The sequence below is a fragment of the Shimia gijangensis genome, assembly GCF_900142085.1.
GTDB classification, from domain to species: domain Bacteria; phylum Pseudomonadota; class Alphaproteobacteria; order Rhodobacterales; family Rhodobacteraceae; genus Shimia; species Shimia gijangensis.
This window is the reverse complement of record NZ_FQZQ01000004.1, coordinates 1-15,862: the sequence shown is the minus strand read 5'-3', so window position 1 is coordinate 15,862 and position 15,862 is coordinate 1. Positions and strand designations below refer to the sequence as shown.

Genomic DNA, 15,862 nt, shown 5'->3' with positions numbered 1-15,862 from the left:
CGTTAGCAATGCAAAGGATTAATTATGGAACATGAAATTGAAGCAGCGCCCACCACTTTGGGGAATGCCAAGGGTAAACAAACACCTTTCTGCAATCTTGTCGCTTCTGCGAACATCACACCCAAACTACATATCTCTAAAGCACCCACTGCGATTGTGTATTGCGAAGGGAATTTTTCAAAGATTGACGGCAAAACGGCAAATGGACTTGTCCGACACTCGCAGGCCTACCGCATCGTTTCGGTGATCGATAGCGAATATGGCGGGTCAGATAGCGGTCAGATTCTGGACGGTATCATCAACAATGTGCCCATATTCTCGACCCTCGAAGCTGCGGTTGTCCATGAGCCAGCGATTCCCAATACGATGATCTACGGAATGGCGCCTTCCACCGGCAAGCTGTCCGAGACAGACAGGGATGTCGTTTTGGATGCCATTGCCCTTGGCATGAACATTGTCAGCGGGTTACATGAATACCTGAGTGATGACACTGAAATTGCAAAGTTTGCCAAGTCTAACGGTGTCACCATCCGCGACATTCGCAAACCAAAACTCAGCAAAGACATGCGCCTTTTTGACGGTAGTGTTGCGGATGTCCAAGCGGTTCGAATCGCCGTTCTTGGCACCGACTGCGCCATAGGTAAACGGACAACTGCAACCGTTCTTGCACAGGCTTTGAATGCTCTGAACATCAAAACCGTTCTTGTTGGCACCGGTCAGACGGGGCTTATGCAGGGTGCAAAATATGGTGTGGCAATGGACGCGGTTCCACCTCAGTTCTGTTGTGGAGAGTTGGAGGGCGCCATCGTCGCAGCATCTGACGGTGAACAACCGGATGTTATCCTGATTGAAGGCCAAGGGGCCCTTAGCCATCCGGCTTTTTGCACGTCGGCATTCATTCTGCGGGGCAGCCAACCCGACGCGGTCATCCTTCAACACGCTCCTGAGCGCGTACATCGTTGCGACTTTCCCGATATGCCCATGCCTGACCCTGCAACTGAGATTGCCCTAATAGAATCCTTTGCCGATACCAAGGTGATCGGCCTAACGATCAATCACGAAGGTATGTCAGAGGCAGCGATCACAACCGCCATCACGGCATACAGTCAAAGGCTTGAATTGCCAGTTACCGATGCTCTTGCGTGTCCAACTGAGCATTTGGTCCGGTTCGTTCTGTCTGCATTTCCAGGACTGCATCAAAAGCCAGAGGTGGCTGCTGAATGAATGCACCCCGCATCGAAGTTGATCTGGCCAAGATACGCCACAACACGCAAAGCCTTGTGAAGCGTCTAGAGCCTCTTGGTATTGCTGTATTGGGTGTAACAAAAGCTGTTTGCGGAAATGCGGCTATCGCCCAGGCGATGATTGGTGGGGGGGCTTTGGGCCTTGCAGATGCGCGGATCAGCAATGTCGGTAAGATGCGTAAATCGGGCATCAAGGCACCGATCACGTTGATCCGCACGCCGATGCTAAGCCAGGTGGAACAAGTCGTCTCGGTTTGTGAAGCCAGCTGCAATACCGAATTGTCCGTCATAGCAGGCCTTTCTGCAGCAGCCGTCCGAGCACAAAAAACCCACGGGGTCATTCTGATGGTCGAAATGGGCGATATGCGTGAAGGGATTTCTCCAGATCATCTTGGTGTGATTGCGAAAGAAGTTGACGGGATGCCGGGTGTTTCACTCAAAGGGATCGGAGCCAATTTTGCTTGTCTTGGCGGTCTTGTACCCGATGCAACACAAATGGCCAATTTGTCTAAGCTTGCGATGTCAATTGACCGGAGACGCGAAGCACCTCTGGAAATTGTTTCGGGTGGGAACTCCGCCAATTTGCCTTGGGCGATGGGCCAAAGTCACATTGGACGCATCAATGAACTGCGGTTGGGTGAGGCCATTCTTTTGGGCGTAGACCCAGTAACAGGCAAACAAATTTCCGGCCTTTACACGGATGCCTTTATTCTTATCGCCGAGGTTATCGAAACCAAAACAAACCCAGCTTCTGTGGCAGACAGGGGCCCTTGTTTTGACGCTCGACACCTCGTTGCACAAAACTCTCAGAACGCGCGTTCTATCCTTGCTCTTGGGGTTCAGGATACGGATCTCAGCGGATTGACAATGCCTGTGTGTATCAGGTTTGTCGGCGCGACAAGCGACCATACCATTATAACGAACCCCAAATCTCACTTGCACGTTGGAAACGAGGTGAAATTCCACATGAACTACGGCGCATTGATGCGGGCAATGGCCGCGCCCAACATCGCCATAAGGTTGCTTGGAGACGCGCCACTGTTGAAGTCGATTTCCACGAAGCACAGCCGCCCAACTTTGACGCTCGTGTAAGGCTGCCTTTCCTTGGAGGGGCACATTTTTTCTTTCTGACAATACTCGCGCCACTACTCTGCCCAAGGATCCAGCTATGACGAAATCAGACCATAACTCAGAAAAAGTTCACTACATCTGCCAAACATATGTGGAACACAAGCCCGGGCGTGATGGGCAAACAAGTCTGAAAATTGCTAAGCAATTTGAATACACCTCGGCGTCAGAGGCACAAAACAGAGCCGAAAGAGAAGCTCAGTCCGAAGATTGCGTGGGTGCCGATGCATATATGGTTCGCGAGGACCAAAACAGTGGCGAAGTTGGAATGCCAAGTTTCCTTGTAAGGCTCGGCATTGTCCCGGAATTTGATGACTTCTAAAATTTGGAACTGGCCTTGCGTCAACCAGCAATCTGCAACTCGAACGCGACATTGCGTCAGTCAGACAATTTCTTGTTTCCTGTAGACTGAACCGATCGGCATAAGTTCTTCCACAACTCTGGTAATTTGCAGCAGAAATTCGGCCAGTGGCACTAGTGCAACGGAAACTAGCTCTTGTCCCGACGGTTGCCCCACTACCTTCTTGCAAAGAATGTTCGCAATCCGCCCTTTTGGGCCGTCAGTGCGAGTTGCAACACTTTTCAGTTTGGGGCTCAAAGCAGGCATTCAGTCCAAGCTTACCAGCGCCCCAACGCGTCTTCATCTTCACTCTTGGCAGAAACCCATTCCACTCCGTCAGCGGTAAATTCCTGCTTCCAAAAGGGGGCTCGGGACTTCAGATAGTCCATAAGGTACTCGGCGGCTTCAAACGCATCTTTGCGATGTGGTGCCGCTGTGGCCACCATCATGATCCTGTCGCCGGGTCGCATATCGCCGTAGCGGTGAATCACCAGCACGTCGCCAAGGCTCCAACGCTCTTGGGCTTCAGACGCGATCTTTATCAGCGCCTTTTCGGTCATGCCAGGGTAATGCTCAATCACCATGCGATCCAGCGTGTCGCCCTCAATATCTCGCACAACACCTGCGAAGGTGACAATCGCGCCCATATCGGTGTGACCCGCAGCAAAATCTTCGGATTCTTTTCCCAGATCAAAGGGGTCAGATTGCACAGCAATGCGCATGGCCTCAGCCTCCGGTCATGGGGGGGAAAAACGCCACTTCACGCGCGCCGTCCAAGGCCGCATCAAAGTCGGTCAGTTCCTGATCAATCGCCACCCGAAGCGCTGTCAAATCTGAAAACGCCATGGCATATCGCTCTTCCCGGGTGCGCAACTCTTCAACGAGGTCCATGACTGTTGCAGCGCTGGTTTCAAGCTTTTCCTTTGGCAGCCCAATCCGCTCACGCACCCAAGCGAAATAGAGAATATCGAGTTTCATGCCATTCAATCCTTCAGATGCGGCGCCGCCTTGCGGAAGTAATCAAGCCCGGTAATGGCCGTCAAAGCAGCCGCAACCCACAAAAGCACCATTCCGGCCCATCCGGACCAAACCATGCCGTCCAGTTTCCACATCAATCCATGGCTGTCTTTGATCTCGCCCCCAAGGATTTGGGAAACGATGTCTGCATCCATGCCCAATGTCGACATGCCGAGATAGTGTTCAAATACGCCCTGGGCGAAAAGAAAAGTGATTGCGATCATCTGGGTTGCGGTTTTCCACTTGGCCAGCTTTGTGACCTTAAGCGTACCAGCTACGTCGCCCAGATACTCTCGTAGGCCAGAAACAAAAACTTCGCGGAACAGGATGACCGTAGCCGGCAGAACCAACCAGGGTGACATGGATGAATAGCCCACAATCACCATCAGGGCGATCACCACCATGGCTTTGTCCGCTATCGGGTCGATCATCGCACCCATTTTGGTTTCCTGGCCCCAGGCACGCGCCAGATAGCCGTCAAACCAATCCGTCACAGAGGCGACGATAAACAGACACAGCGCGAACCAATCAGCGTAAGGTCGTGTGAAATACAGGAACATAACCGCGAGCATAGGGGCCGCGACAAGCCGCATTACAGACAGGATATTTGGGATGTTCCATTTCATGAGTTATTCCTAACCTGACTCGTTGGGCGGGGAAAGCACGAACGCCGCCATTTGTGCCAATCCGAGCCAAGCGAGGCCGCGCCTAGCCACTGGCAGAGGTCGCCAGACCCCGAAAAGGCGAGAGTATCTTGCTCATCCTTTTTCGTGAAAATAATCATAGATCGTTTCAGCCAATGCATCCGAAATACCATCTGCGGCTTTCAGGTCCGCAAGGTTTGCGCGACTGACGGCTTTTGCGCTGCCAAAGTGCGCCAGCAAAGCCCGTTTGCGAGTGGCCCCGACACCCGGCACATCATCCAACGGCGTGGCCCCGATTGCTTTGGCCCGCTTGGCTCTATGGGTGCCAATCGCGAACCTGTGGGCTTCGTCCCGCAAGCGTTGAACAAAGTACAGCACCGGATCGTTCCGGCGCAGGGCAAAGGGGCGTTCGCCACGCCTGTGAAACTCTTCCTTGCCATGGTCGCGGTCTACACCTTTGGCGACTCCCACCATTGGAATATCCTCGACTCCCATATCACGCATGATCTCAGCCACGGCCGACACCTGTCCTGCCCCACCGTCAATCAGCAGCAGATCAGGCCAGTGCCCTTCTGTGCGATCCGGGTCTTCCTTGAGCAACCGTTTGAAGCGGCGCATCAGCACTTCCTTCATCATGCCAAAGTCATCACCGGGGGTTAGGTCATCCCCTTTGATATTGAACTTTCGATAGCTGTTTTTCATGAACCCATCGGGGCCTGCGACAATCATCGCCCCCACCGCATTGGTGCCCTGAATATGACTATTGTCGTAAACCTCAATTCGTTTGGGTGGCCCGTCCAGATCGAACGCTTCGGCCAATTCTTTCAGCAATCTGGCTTGTGTCGCGGTTTCGGCCATCTTGCGGGCCAAACTTTCGCGGGCATTGCGCGCGGCCCCTGCAATCAACTCGGCCTTTTCGCCACGCTGTGGCACAACAATCTCAACCTTGCGACCCAGCTTTTGCGCCAAGGCATCAGCCATCAAGTCGGTGTTTTCAATCGGATGAGACAGGATCAACTGTCGTGGCGGTTCTTTGGTATCATAGAACTGACCAATAAAGGCTTCCAAAACCTCGTCGGCCTCAATCTCGGCCCCAACACGCGGGTAGTAGTCACGATTGCCCCAGTTCTGATTGGCCCGGATAAAGAACACCTGCACACAGGCTTGCCCGTTTTCCAGATGAAGCGCGATTACATCCGCTTCAGCCACACTGCGCGGGTTGATGCCTTGGGTGGTCTGCACTTGCGTCAGCGCACGGATGCGATCCCGCAAAGATGCTGCGCGTTCAAACTCCATCGCATCAGAAGCGGCTTGCATCTGTTTGGCCAATGTCTCTTGGATTTGGGTCGACCGGCCAGACAGAAATCTTTCTGCATCTCCAACACTTTCGGCGTAATCCACCTCGGAAATCATTCCCACACAGGGCCCCGAACAGCGCTTGATTTGATACAACAAACACGGGCGCGTGCGACTTTCGAATTGCGCGTCAGAACAATTGCGCAGCAGAAACACTTTTTGCAACTGGCTGAGCGTTCGGTTCACCGAACCCGCGCTGGCAAATGGGCCATAGTAACTACCCTTTTCTTTCTTTGCGCCGCGATGCTTTTTAATTTGCGCAAAAACATGTGTGCGGCTGACCAGAATATTGGGAAAGCTTTTATCATCCCGCAACAACACATTGTATTTGGGCTTCAGCTGCTTGATCAAGTTTTGCTCTAACAGCAGCGCCTCGGTCTCGGTCTTCGTCGTGAGAAACATCATCGACGAGGTTTCTGAAATCATCCGCGCAATACGACCAGAGTGCCCTGTGGCGCGCGCATAACTTGACACACGCGCCTTCAGATTTCGCGCCTTGCCGACATACAGGACCCGGGCCTGATTATCCAACATCCGATAGACTCCGGGCGAGCCATCGAGCGTTTTCAAATAGCTCTGGATACAGGCATAACCGGTTGGGTTTTGTTCGGCTGGGTCTGGGGCTTGGGTCATCACTCACTGAGATATGATTCTTTGGCGCGCCCTGCAATCTTCATCAAGCTCACGCAAGAGAAAACATGTCCACGATTCCTGTGGATAAGTCTGAAGATATCTTTACGGCATCCTGAAATTTTTGTTGTTTTTGGGCCCTTTCGAGGATTTGCCTAAAAAATGGGCGCTTTTCCAAGCCATTGAAAACAAAGGGTAAAAAACTTTAGTCTCGCCAAATGCCTGAAAACATTAGGAAAAATGTAACTCTTTTGTAACACCCAAGGCAAGAGGTGCAAAACTTGCAGCTTAGGTTCATATTTTCCTGTCAGTTTTTGTCAGTACCAACCGATCTGGGCCGGGTTCGGCATTTGCCTTAGAACAAGAAAACGCAAACAATATAAAGAACGTAGAGCAGCGTCAGAGCGATACCCCAGACACGATTGATGTCTTGCTTGAAAAACACAAACGGCACTAACAGGATCGACGCCCCCAGCATGACCCAAAGGTCAAAACACAAGAACGATGGGTCCACCGGCAACGGCCCGACAAAGGACGCAATGCCGATAATGGCCAACAAGTTGAACATGTTGGACCCAATGACATTGCCCAGCGCTACGTCAGCCTGACGACGCAAAGCAGCCATCGTGGTTGTGGCCAGCTCGGGCAAGGACGTGCCCAAGGCAACCAGGGTCAGACCAATCACAGATTCACTGACCCCGAACCGGCGCGCCAAAATCTCGGCGCTGTCGATCAAAAGGTCCGCTCCAAGTGGCAGACCAATCAAACCAAGCCCAAGGAACACCATGATTTTCCACCACGGCATGTCCGGGTCGGCGCCTTCGGGTTCGTCTTCGTTGCTACCATTGCCACAAGCACGGCGATGGTTTTTGGCGTCGTTCACCGCGTGAATTAGGATGTAGGCCAGCATCGTCAGCAAAATAGTGCCGCTGTAAATATCGAACACGCCGCGAAACGCCAGAGCGATGAACACCAGTGAAGCCACGATCATTTGCTTAAAGCTTTTACGCGATTCACAGGATGAGGTGTGTAGTACAGCCAGAATGGCAGGAAAGCCCAAGACCAGCAGGATATTGGCCGTGTTGGACCCAACAACGTTACCAATAGCAATACCAGGCACACCCTTTAGGACTGCTTGGATTGATATCAACAGTTCGGGCGCCGAGGTGCCAAAAGCCACAATGGTCAGACTGACGATCAGAGCTGGAATACCGAGACGCAATGCGAGGTTTACGGCACCACGCACCAGCGCGTCACCTGCCAGAAGCAAAATGATCAGCCCAAGACCCGCATACAACCAAACCATGCTTATGCCTTACCCTTCTGGCAGGGGCATGGCCCTTTCCCGATTTTAAAGCGTCCGCATTTCTTGCACTTTGCCGCATCCAGGCGTTTTTTGCCCGGATAGGTCAGTTTCCCGAACATCGCCAAGACGCCCATGGCAACCAGGAAAAGGGTGACAATCTTGAAAATCACGTCACAGGCCAAAACGTGCGAATTCTGCACGTTCCTCTATTGCCGCAAGGGCATCCTCTGCAACGCTTGCTCCGAATTTCTGCCAGAACGGTTTGCGCGCCTCATAGCGACGCAGTTGCACGTCCTTGCCGTAACGCTCTTTCAAGATCGGCACCAAATGGCCGATACCATCAATCAAGCCGCGCTTTTGTGCTTCGCGACCAACCCAGACTTCGCCGGTGAAAATCTCAGGCGCATTATCAAGCTTGGGCCCACGGCGCGCTTTGACATGGCCAATAAAGTGGGCGTGGATCTGTTCCAGCATGCTTTTGAGACGTTTGACGTCATCGGGTTTTTCGGGGCTAAACGGGTCCAGCATGGATTTGGATTTCCCCGCCGTGTGAACACGCCGCTCTAACCCGTGACGGGTCAGAAAAACCTGTGCGCCAAAGCTTGCTGAAATCACGCCGATGGAACCGACAACCGAACTTTCGTCGGCAATAATCTCGTCCGCAGCAGCAGCCAGCCAATAGCCGCCCGAGGCTGCGACGTCTTCCACAAAAGCGATCACAGGGATGTCTTTTTCTTCCGCCAATCGCCGAATACGCGCGCCGATCAGCGAAGACTGTACCGGGCTTCCACCCGGCGAGTTGATCTCAAGTGCGACAGCCGCCGGTTTGCCGCGTTTGAATGCCTTTTCGATCAAAGGTGCCAATGCACGATCATTTAAGGCCCCGCGGCTACCTGTTCCAATCGCCCCGGAAAGGCGCAGAACAGCCACGGTGGGCGGCGATTTGACGAATGGGATCCAGCGTTTCATGCAGTGGCATTTAAAAGCGCTGATCCACACACACAAGGCGCGAGTGGCAGGAAAGATGGTGCGTGGCAGAAAAACCCTGCGTTTGCCACAAATTTTCTGCCAATTCCCTTCAGCTCCTGATCCGCCAACCGGTGCGGAAGATCCACCAGATTGCCGCAAGACAAAGTCCGGTAAAGCCTGCAATTGCCAAAAGGCTGATGCCAATCGGCACATCTGCGATGCCAAAGAACGACCACCTGAACCCCGAAATTAAATAAACCACCGGATTGAATAGTGCGATTTTTTGCCAAATCGCTGGCAGCATCGAGATCGAGTAAAACGATCCCCCAAGGAAAATCAGTGGTGTGATGATCAACAGTGGTACCAACTGCAACTGTTCAAAGTTGCCCGCCCAAATGCCAATAATGAATCCCAACAATGCAAAACTCAGGCAGGTCAGCACCAGAAATGCCAACATAGCGATAGGATGTTGTATCTCGATATCGACAAACAAGGTCGACGTGGCAAGGATCACCAACCCGATAAACAACGACTTGGTCGCCGCCGCTCCGACAAAACCCAACACAATTTCCAAAAAATTCACCGGCGCCGAAAGCAATTCGTAAATCGTGCCGATAAATTTAGGGAAATATATTCCAAAGGACGCGTTGGAAATCGACTGGGTTATCACCGACAGCATTACCAATCCAGGTACGATGAATGAGCCATAGCTGACGCCCTCTACCTCTTGGATACGGCTGCCAATGGCGGCTCCAAACACCACGAAATACAAGGATGTTGATATCACAGGAGAGACAAAACTTTGTGCCAAAGTGCGGAAAAACCGATGCATTTCCGTGACATAAATTGCTTGGACAGCGGCCCAGTTCATGCGACTTCCTCCCGGACCAAAGACACAAAAATCTCTTCCAAACTGCTTTCTTCTGTGCGCAAGTCGCGCAACACCAGCCCTGCAGCGGCAATGTCGTTCAACAGTTGGGTGATACCCGTGCGTTCACCGCGTGTGTCATAGTTATACTGCAGACAACCTCCGTCATCGGACAACGTCAGATCATAATCTGATAGACTCTTGGGGATTTCAGAAGTTGGATCCTGAAGGTCAATCTGAAGATGTTTTTGACCAAACCGCGCCATCAGAGCGTCTTTTTCTTCGATCAGCAGCAATTCACCCTTGCTGATTACGCCCACCCGGTCTGCAATCGCTTCGGCCTCTTCGATGTAGTGCGTGGTCAGGATGATGGTCACACCGTTGGCTTTCAATTCAGCCACAATCTCCCACATGTCTTTGCGCAACTCGACGTCAACGCCAGCGGTTGGTTCATCCAGAAACAACACGCGCGGCTCGTGGGCCAGTGCCTTGGCGATCAGCACCCGGCGTTTCATGCCCCCCGACAGCTCCATGGATCGGGAGTCTTTTTTGTCCCAAAGCGACAACTGGCGCAGGATTTTTTCGATGTAGGCATCGTCCCGAGGCTTGCCGAACAGCCCGCGCGAGAACTTCACCGTGTCGATCACTTTGGTAAAGGGTTCGAGATTGATCTCTTGCGGGACCAATCCAATCACACGGCGCGCGTTCCGGTAATCTGCCACCACATCATGGCCGTTGACTGTCACGGAGCCACCACCAGGGTTGGTGATGCCGCAAATGGTTGAAATCAGAGTTGTTTTGCCTGCACCGTTCGGCCCAAGCAGGGCCAAAATTTCACCTTCCTCAATCTTCAGCGAAACGCCTTTTAACGCCTCAAAGCCACCTGCATAAGTTTTCCGCAAATTACGGATTTCGACTATTGCCGTCATGGCATCCCTCCTGTTCGCGCATCAGGATATCATCCTCACGCATGGATCACACGATGATTTCGAGAGAACACCCTGTGCGCTCATGCAGGATCAACTGCTCATCAATTTTTTGGTTCCCGGCACGCGAAGGGCAAGAGTTATTGCGCGGGCCAGTGCCTTCCAGAGCTCAGAGTCCAGAACCGCGATTCCGCGGCAATCACACGTACGCATAGTGAGACCCTCATTCCTGCTCAAAGTAAAAGTAGCCCGGTGCCTGGTGCTCGTCTAGCGGTTGGTTTTTGGAATATCTTGGTTTTGGGTCCAATCAAATGTCCCTTGATCCCGTTCTTGAACCGCCTGCTTCCAGCCTACCTGTTCCGAACGCGTCTTGAAATTCATACCTTCGGGGGAATGGCGGGTAATGCCATCAAAAAGCGTCGCCAACCGTTGAGTTTCATTCAGACCCATCGCTTCAATTGCCTGATTGATGACCATCTTTTGCATGGCCAGCTGATTGATCGGCACTGATGCCATGCGAGCCGCAATGGCTTCCACTTCGTCATCCAGCTGATCTGCGGGCACGGCTTTGAGCACCAGCCCCATGTCAGCGGCTTCGCAGCCCGTGATTTTGTCACCCGTTAGCAACATGCGTTTGGCTTTTTCCATCCCCAACCGATAGACCCACATCTGTGTCGTCGGCGACCCCCAAACGCGCGCAGGCATATAGCCAATCTGCGCGTCCTCGGCCATGATCGTAAGATCCGCACAGAGGGCAATGTCGGAGCCGCCGGCGACGGCAAATCCATGCACCTTACACAGCACCGGTTTCATTGCCCGAAACAGGCTCATGAAATCCTGCGTGTTGGCCCACATGAATTGATAATCTTTGATCGGGTCCCACGGCATCTCCTGCACGCCCGGGTTGGTGCCACCCGCTTGGGCAAAAGCTTTGAGGTCATAGCCTGCACAAAAGGCCTCACCAGCCCCTGCCAGCACAATTACATGCACTTCTGGGTCGGCGTCTGCCTCGGCCACTGCTGCCGCGATCTGACCCGGCATTTCCAGTGAAATGGCGTTCATCACCTCAGGACGATTGAGCTTGATGCGGCCAATTCGACCATCTTTTTCATAAAGTACGTGCGACATCTGGGCCCCTCCCTGAGGGCAGGAAAGCAGGATTAACCCCGGCTGCCCAGTCTTTTGTCAGATGACGCAGCGACGTTACAAATCAATCTCGATCACGCCATCAGGCTCTGCGGCACGGCTTTGGCAGGTGATGATGGAAGTTTCGCGTTGCTTGTTGGACAAGACAAAATCGCGATGCTCGACATCACCAGAGACCAACCCACATTTGCAGACGCCACAGATGCCGTCCGAACATTTTACATCAACATGAAAACCGTTTTCCATCAGCACATCAGACAAATCCTTGTCTGCAGGCACCAGCAACTCACGACCCGATTTGGCAAGTTTGGCGGTGAAAGCAAAGTTCTCATATTCCGGTTGCTCAGGAACGCTGAAATATTCCAGATGTCGCGCGTCTTCTGGAAAACCCTGACGTTCCGCTGCCTGCATTACCCCTTCCATGAAGCGATCCGGCCCACAGGTATAGACATGCCAGCCTTCCTGATAGCCGCCCAGCACTTGATCCAAATCGGCGCGAGAGCCCTGATCCGAGAAATGCAAATGAAGATTCTCAGCCCATGGAACCACTGCTAAATCAGCCAGATACCCGGCGCTGTCTTTCTTGCTCGCCGAATAATGCAACTCAAAATCATGTCCCAAAGCATGAAGGCGATGCCCAAAGGCAATCATCGGCGTGATGCCAATTCCGCCCCCCATCAGAAAGGTTTTGGTCGCGGCTTCCTCCAGCTCAAAGTGGTTGATCGGCTTGGAAACAAACACCTTTCGGCCTTCGTCGAATATCCGGTGCATGAGCAGCGACCCACCCCGCCCCTCATCTTCGCGCAGCACGCCGATTTGATATTTGCTGCGATCTGCCGGATCGCCCGACATCGAATACTGCCGCAGGAATTCCGGCGCGACGAGGATGTCCAAATGCGCACCCGCACTCCATTCTGGCAGATCACTGCCATCCATGGATGAAAACTCGTACTTGGTGACATCGCCCGTCATCTTCTCAACTTTGGACAATTCCACGCGGATCACCGGGGCATCGTCAACGCTTGGCACGGTGTATTGATGCACCACACTGCTATCGCCTGACGCTAGCCGGGCTTTGTATTCTTCTGCGCCAATCATCGTTTCATAGGCCTGAATGCCTGCCTCGCGGTCCATCGGAAACGGATAAGGCCACGGGTGCGGTGCCAGCGGTGCTGGATAGACGGCCAAAGTCTGGTCTTCGTATTTGAGGTCCAGGCTTCGTTGCAATGAACGGCGGTTTACCGGTTGTTTTGGTTCGCGGTACCCACCGGTTTCATCCAGCTCGATATCCCACCACCACTTTTTGACGTCGTTCAATTGGCCATTGCCGACCATGTCGTCCAACTTGGCCAGAACCGGCGCGGTCGAGGGGATATGCATCGCCGCCCAGCGAAACGGCTTTTGTACGAACAACCCTTCCAAATTCCACGGGCAGGTTTTCATACATCTGCCACACATCGCGCCACCCGGCTGCGTGATACGGTATGTTGTGCATTTCTGGCTGTCCGATTTCCAAATCTCATAGCCATTAAACATCAGCTTCGGACCGGCGGTGATCGCCCCCGACGGACATTCACGCGCGCATTTGTTGCAGTTCTCGCAAAAGTTCTGCAATCCGAAATCAATCGGCTTGTCATGTGCCATGGGCATGTCTGTAGTCACAGTTCCCGATTTCAGACGCGGCCCCAGATAAGGGTTCAGGATCACTTCACCAATACGGCTGACCTCTCCCAATCCGGCGAGCAGCAACAAAGGCGGTTGCAGTACTTCGCCATCCATCACTGTATGGGCCTTGGCTTTGTAGCCGAGATTGCGAATTTGTTGGGCAATGACCCCACCCAACAGCGAGAACCGTAAATAGGCGCGCATGGATTGGCTGACCGCAATCCAGTCATCCCCTGAAGCACCTTCCATGGTCTCAAAACCCTGATCTATAATCATGCTCAGGGCCTGATCATGCGGCGGGTCAAGGACCTCTCCTGCAGCATCATGGCTGTACCATGCCCAGTCGGGACAACGGCTGGTTCCGGCAGCGTCGACACCCAAAAAGTAACTGGCCGCTTTCAAGTTGGCAGCATTGCGTTCGGTGTCCGTAGGTCGGGTACCTTCGGCATTGGACGGGCCATCCTGCAACAAAACAAAGGCGCCAAGCGCACGGCGTTGGGCAAAACTGGGTGCAGATTTTCGGGCATAATGCCCGCCCTTGGCGGCGTTTTGGTTGTTCCTGCCCATGTCCCCAAACTGTGCGCGTGCAAACATGTCAGCGCGCTTCGGCACCCGGGCCACATTGGCTTCATCAATATACGTGGTCGGCTCATCCACCCGTTTCAGGTTTTCAAACGGGTGCGCGCCGTCCACATATCGGCGTTTGGCAAAGGGATCCCGGTTGAACGCCGATTTGGCGTGACCGGCGCCCAGCTTCCAGCCAAGCCCGCCCAACGCGGCCTTGGATTGCTGCGCCATCGGAACCAAAGGCGCGTCATGCGCGATGTCCATCTCGGTTGTGATGACTGCCAGCCCAAACCTTTGGCCGAGCCAAGGTGCTACCAGATGCCCATCCTCAACTGTGACCATACCAGAGGCCACCGCCAGCTTGCCCAGATCGACATCTGTCGATGTCGCCGTGTGCGCGCGGGCATCAAACCCCAGAAGTCGGATGTAGTTGGCCATTACCACGGCGGTTTCGGTTGCTCGTATGCAAGCACGGTGATCCTGAGCGCCCAGAATCCAATCGCTGCCGGGCTCCTCGGGTTTTGGATCACGCAGATGCTCATACAAAAAGACAATCGCGTGTTTGTGTCCTTCAATCGTCGAAGGGGCCGTCTGCATGCTGTCTTTGAGATCCGCCATGATCACGTCGATGCCGCTGGCCAAAGTTTTGGTCTGACGGGTCTTCAGCGCATGCGACAGGCGATCAATATCTGGGTTGCGGATTGCTACCGGAAGAAGCGCCTCAATAGGCAACGGGCCCGTTGTCACCATTGAGGCATCGCTGAAATAGCCAAAGGCCTTGAGGTGATCTGCGCGCTCTTGCGGATCGCTGGGAATTGCCGCCATCGCTTTGTTCACGAACCCATCCCGGATCGCGTCCATCATTGCCTGAAACTCGCCCATCGCATTGACGATGCTTTCCGGCTGTTCGGGTCTGTGAAAGCTCAAAGGTTGAAAAGGCGTCAGTCCCTCAAAGCTAGGCATCGCGCACCGCACCAGTCGTTCCAGAGGATAGGGGCCTAAATGGACCGGGCGTTTCTTGGTCGAAAAAATCTGGGACATCAGGGACTCGTTCATCTTTGGTGTTGATCTTCTTGACTAGCCCAAGTTTACCACTGCATTCTGTCACCCTGATGAGTGACATCTTTCCTCCACGCCCCCTGGCTCGCGATGATGTGGCAACGCTAACGGCCTCGGTTGCACAACCCGGGTTTGGAGATGCGGTCATGCGTTATATCCGGCAGACCGCAGACATTGCCAATGTGGGTGCATTTTATGTGCCCGACATGTCCCGCCCGGCGCCGGTTCTGTCGATTTGGGCGGGTGACATGAGTGGCTATTGGTTCAATCGAAACGCCAAGGCAATCCTGTCAAACAAGGCCCTTCAGGACGATATTATTCGTCGCATTCGGGCGGCTGAGATTGATGGTTTGGCCATCGAACGCTGGCGCCCCAGCCCGGATGACCCGCGCGCGCCGATCTATGTGCGCGACGGGGTAATCGAACGGATCACTGTATCCTCTCGCTTTGAAGGCGGTGGCTTTTTGTCCTTTTACCTTCGCGGCAAAAACGCCGGATGGCTGAACGAGGACGAGGTCGCGCGACTGTCTGGAATTCTACCGCTAGTGCATGAACTGATTGGCCTGCGCCACAGGATCATTGGCTCTGAGGCGTTTCATTATTCTCTGGAATCTCGAGTCTCTGCCCTAAAGGAACGGGGCGTTGGGCATTTTGGCAGCCTGTCCCCACGCGAAGCCGAGGTTTGCGACATGGTTCTCAAAGGCATCAGCGTTGCGGGAACTGCACTGGCGCTCGGTATCTCCGACAATTCCGTCCGCACTCTGCGCCGCCGCGCTTATGCCAAGCTTGGCGTCACCTCAGCCATGCAGATCGCGGCCCTTGTACTGAACGACATGGTGTAAGGTTGGCGGAGCTGAGAAAAGAAATAGGCCCGGGCGATTTTGCCCAAGCCTTGGAATTCTATGGCGCTCTGGGGATGCGGGTTTGTTGTTTGTGTTCCCGCTGCAGGCCTCACTTCAACTGGTAGCTTCAGCAAAACAAGGGCTATCAGCTGCGA

Annotated in this window: 14 protein-coding genes; 4 read left to right on the top strand and 10 right to left on the bottom strand. The window is 53.6% G+C overall.

The window, feature by feature from the left end:
• Positions 1-24: 24 nt before the first annotated feature.
• The 3 genes from BUC32_RS04525 (at position 25) to BUC32_RS04515 (ending at position 2,694) form a co-directional block, all read left to right on the top strand.
• Positions 25-1,224, top strand: a complete 1,200-nt coding sequence (locus BUC32_RS04525) for a DUF1611 domain-containing protein (RefSeq protein WP_083599249.1) — start codon at positions 25-27, stop codon at positions 1,222-1,224.
• Positions 1,221-2,336 (top strand): alanine/ornithine racemase family PLP-dependent enzyme, encoded by a 1,116-nt coding sequence (locus tag BUC32_RS04520; protein WP_073249922.1) that lies wholly within the window; start codon positions 1,221-1,223, stop codon positions 2,334-2,336. The genes BUC32_RS04525 and BUC32_RS04520 overlap by 4 nt, the downstream gene beginning before the upstream one ends.
• A 76-nt stretch (positions 2,337-2,412) precedes the next feature.
• Positions 2,413-2,694, top strand: coding sequence for a hypothetical protein (locus BUC32_RS04515; RefSeq protein WP_073249920.1), 282 nt, complete (start codon positions 2,413-2,415; stop codon positions 2,692-2,694).
• A gap of 296 nt (positions 2,695-2,990) precedes the next feature.
• Here BUC32_RS04515 and BUC32_RS04505 read toward each other — a convergent pair whose 3' ends face one another.
• From BUC32_RS04505 to BUC32_RS04455, 10 genes are all read right to left on the bottom strand, one after another.
• A complete protein-coding gene (locus BUC32_RS04505; RefSeq protein WP_073249915.1) occupies positions 2,991-3,434 on the bottom strand; it encodes a molybdenum cofactor biosynthesis protein MoaE in 444 nt (147 codons plus the stop codon).
• A 4-nt stretch (positions 3,435-3,438) separates the two neighbouring features.
• Positions 3,439-3,690, bottom strand: coding sequence for a molybdopterin converting factor subunit 1 (gene moaD, locus BUC32_RS04500; protein ID WP_073249913.1), 252 nt, complete (start codon positions 3,688-3,690; stop codon positions 3,439-3,441).
• Positions 3,691-3,695: 5 nt separating this feature from the next.
• Positions 3,696-4,355, bottom strand: a complete 660-nt coding sequence (gene pgsA / locus BUC32_RS04495; protein WP_073249911.1) for a CDP-diacylglycerol--glycerol-3-phosphate 3-phosphatidyltransferase — start codon at positions 4,353-4,355, stop codon at positions 3,696-3,698.
• Positions 4,356-4,487: 132 nt separating this feature from the next.
• Positions 4,488-6,362, bottom strand: coding sequence for an excinuclease ABC subunit UvrC (uvrC, locus tag BUC32_RS04490; protein ID WP_073249909.1), 1,875 nt, complete (start codon positions 6,360-6,362; stop codon positions 4,488-4,490).
• A gap of 352 nt (positions 6,363-6,714) precedes the next feature.
• On the bottom strand, positions 6,715-7,665 hold the full coding sequence (locus BUC32_RS04485; protein ID WP_073249907.1) for a calcium/sodium antiporter: 951 nt from the start codon (positions 7,663-7,665) through the stop codon (positions 6,715-6,717).
• Positions 7,666-7,836: 171 nt separating this feature from the next.
• The gene (locus BUC32_RS04480; RefSeq protein WP_073249905.1) at positions 7,837-8,634 is read right to left on the bottom strand and encodes a S49 family peptidase; all 798 of its coding nucleotides are present in this window, start codon (positions 8,632-8,634) and stop codon (positions 7,837-7,839) included.
• Positions 8,635-8,743: 109 nt separating this feature from the next.
• Positions 8,744-9,505: an ABC transporter permease gene (locus BUC32_RS04475; protein ID WP_073249903.1), complete on the bottom strand. Its 762-nt coding sequence runs from the start codon at positions 9,503-9,505 to the stop codon at positions 8,744-8,746.
• A complete protein-coding gene (locus BUC32_RS04470) occupies positions 9,502-10,431 on the bottom strand; it encodes an ABC transporter ATP-binding protein (protein WP_073249901.1) in 930 nt (309 codons plus the stop codon). Before BUC32_RS04470 ends, BUC32_RS04475 begins: the two co-directional genes overlap by 4 nt.
• 264 nt (positions 10,432-10,695) lie before the next feature.
• Entirely contained in the window at positions 10,696-11,556 is an 861-nt protein-coding gene (locus BUC32_RS04460; protein WP_073249897.1) for a crotonase/enoyl-CoA hydratase family protein, read from the bottom strand.
• Positions 11,557-11,631: 75 nt separating this feature from the next.
• A complete protein-coding gene (locus BUC32_RS04455; protein ID WP_073250478.1) occupies positions 11,632-14,847 on the bottom strand; it encodes a 2Fe-2S iron-sulfur cluster-binding protein in 3,216 nt (1,071 codons plus the stop codon).
• 71 nt (positions 14,848-14,918) lie between these two features.
• Here BUC32_RS04455 and BUC32_RS04450 point away from each other — a divergent pair, with 71 nt between their 5' ends.
• Positions 14,919-15,707, top strand: a complete 789-nt coding sequence (locus tag BUC32_RS04450) for a helix-turn-helix transcriptional regulator (RefSeq protein WP_073249894.1) — start codon at positions 14,919-14,921, stop codon at positions 15,705-15,707.
• Positions 15,708-15,862: the final 155 nt, after the last annotated feature.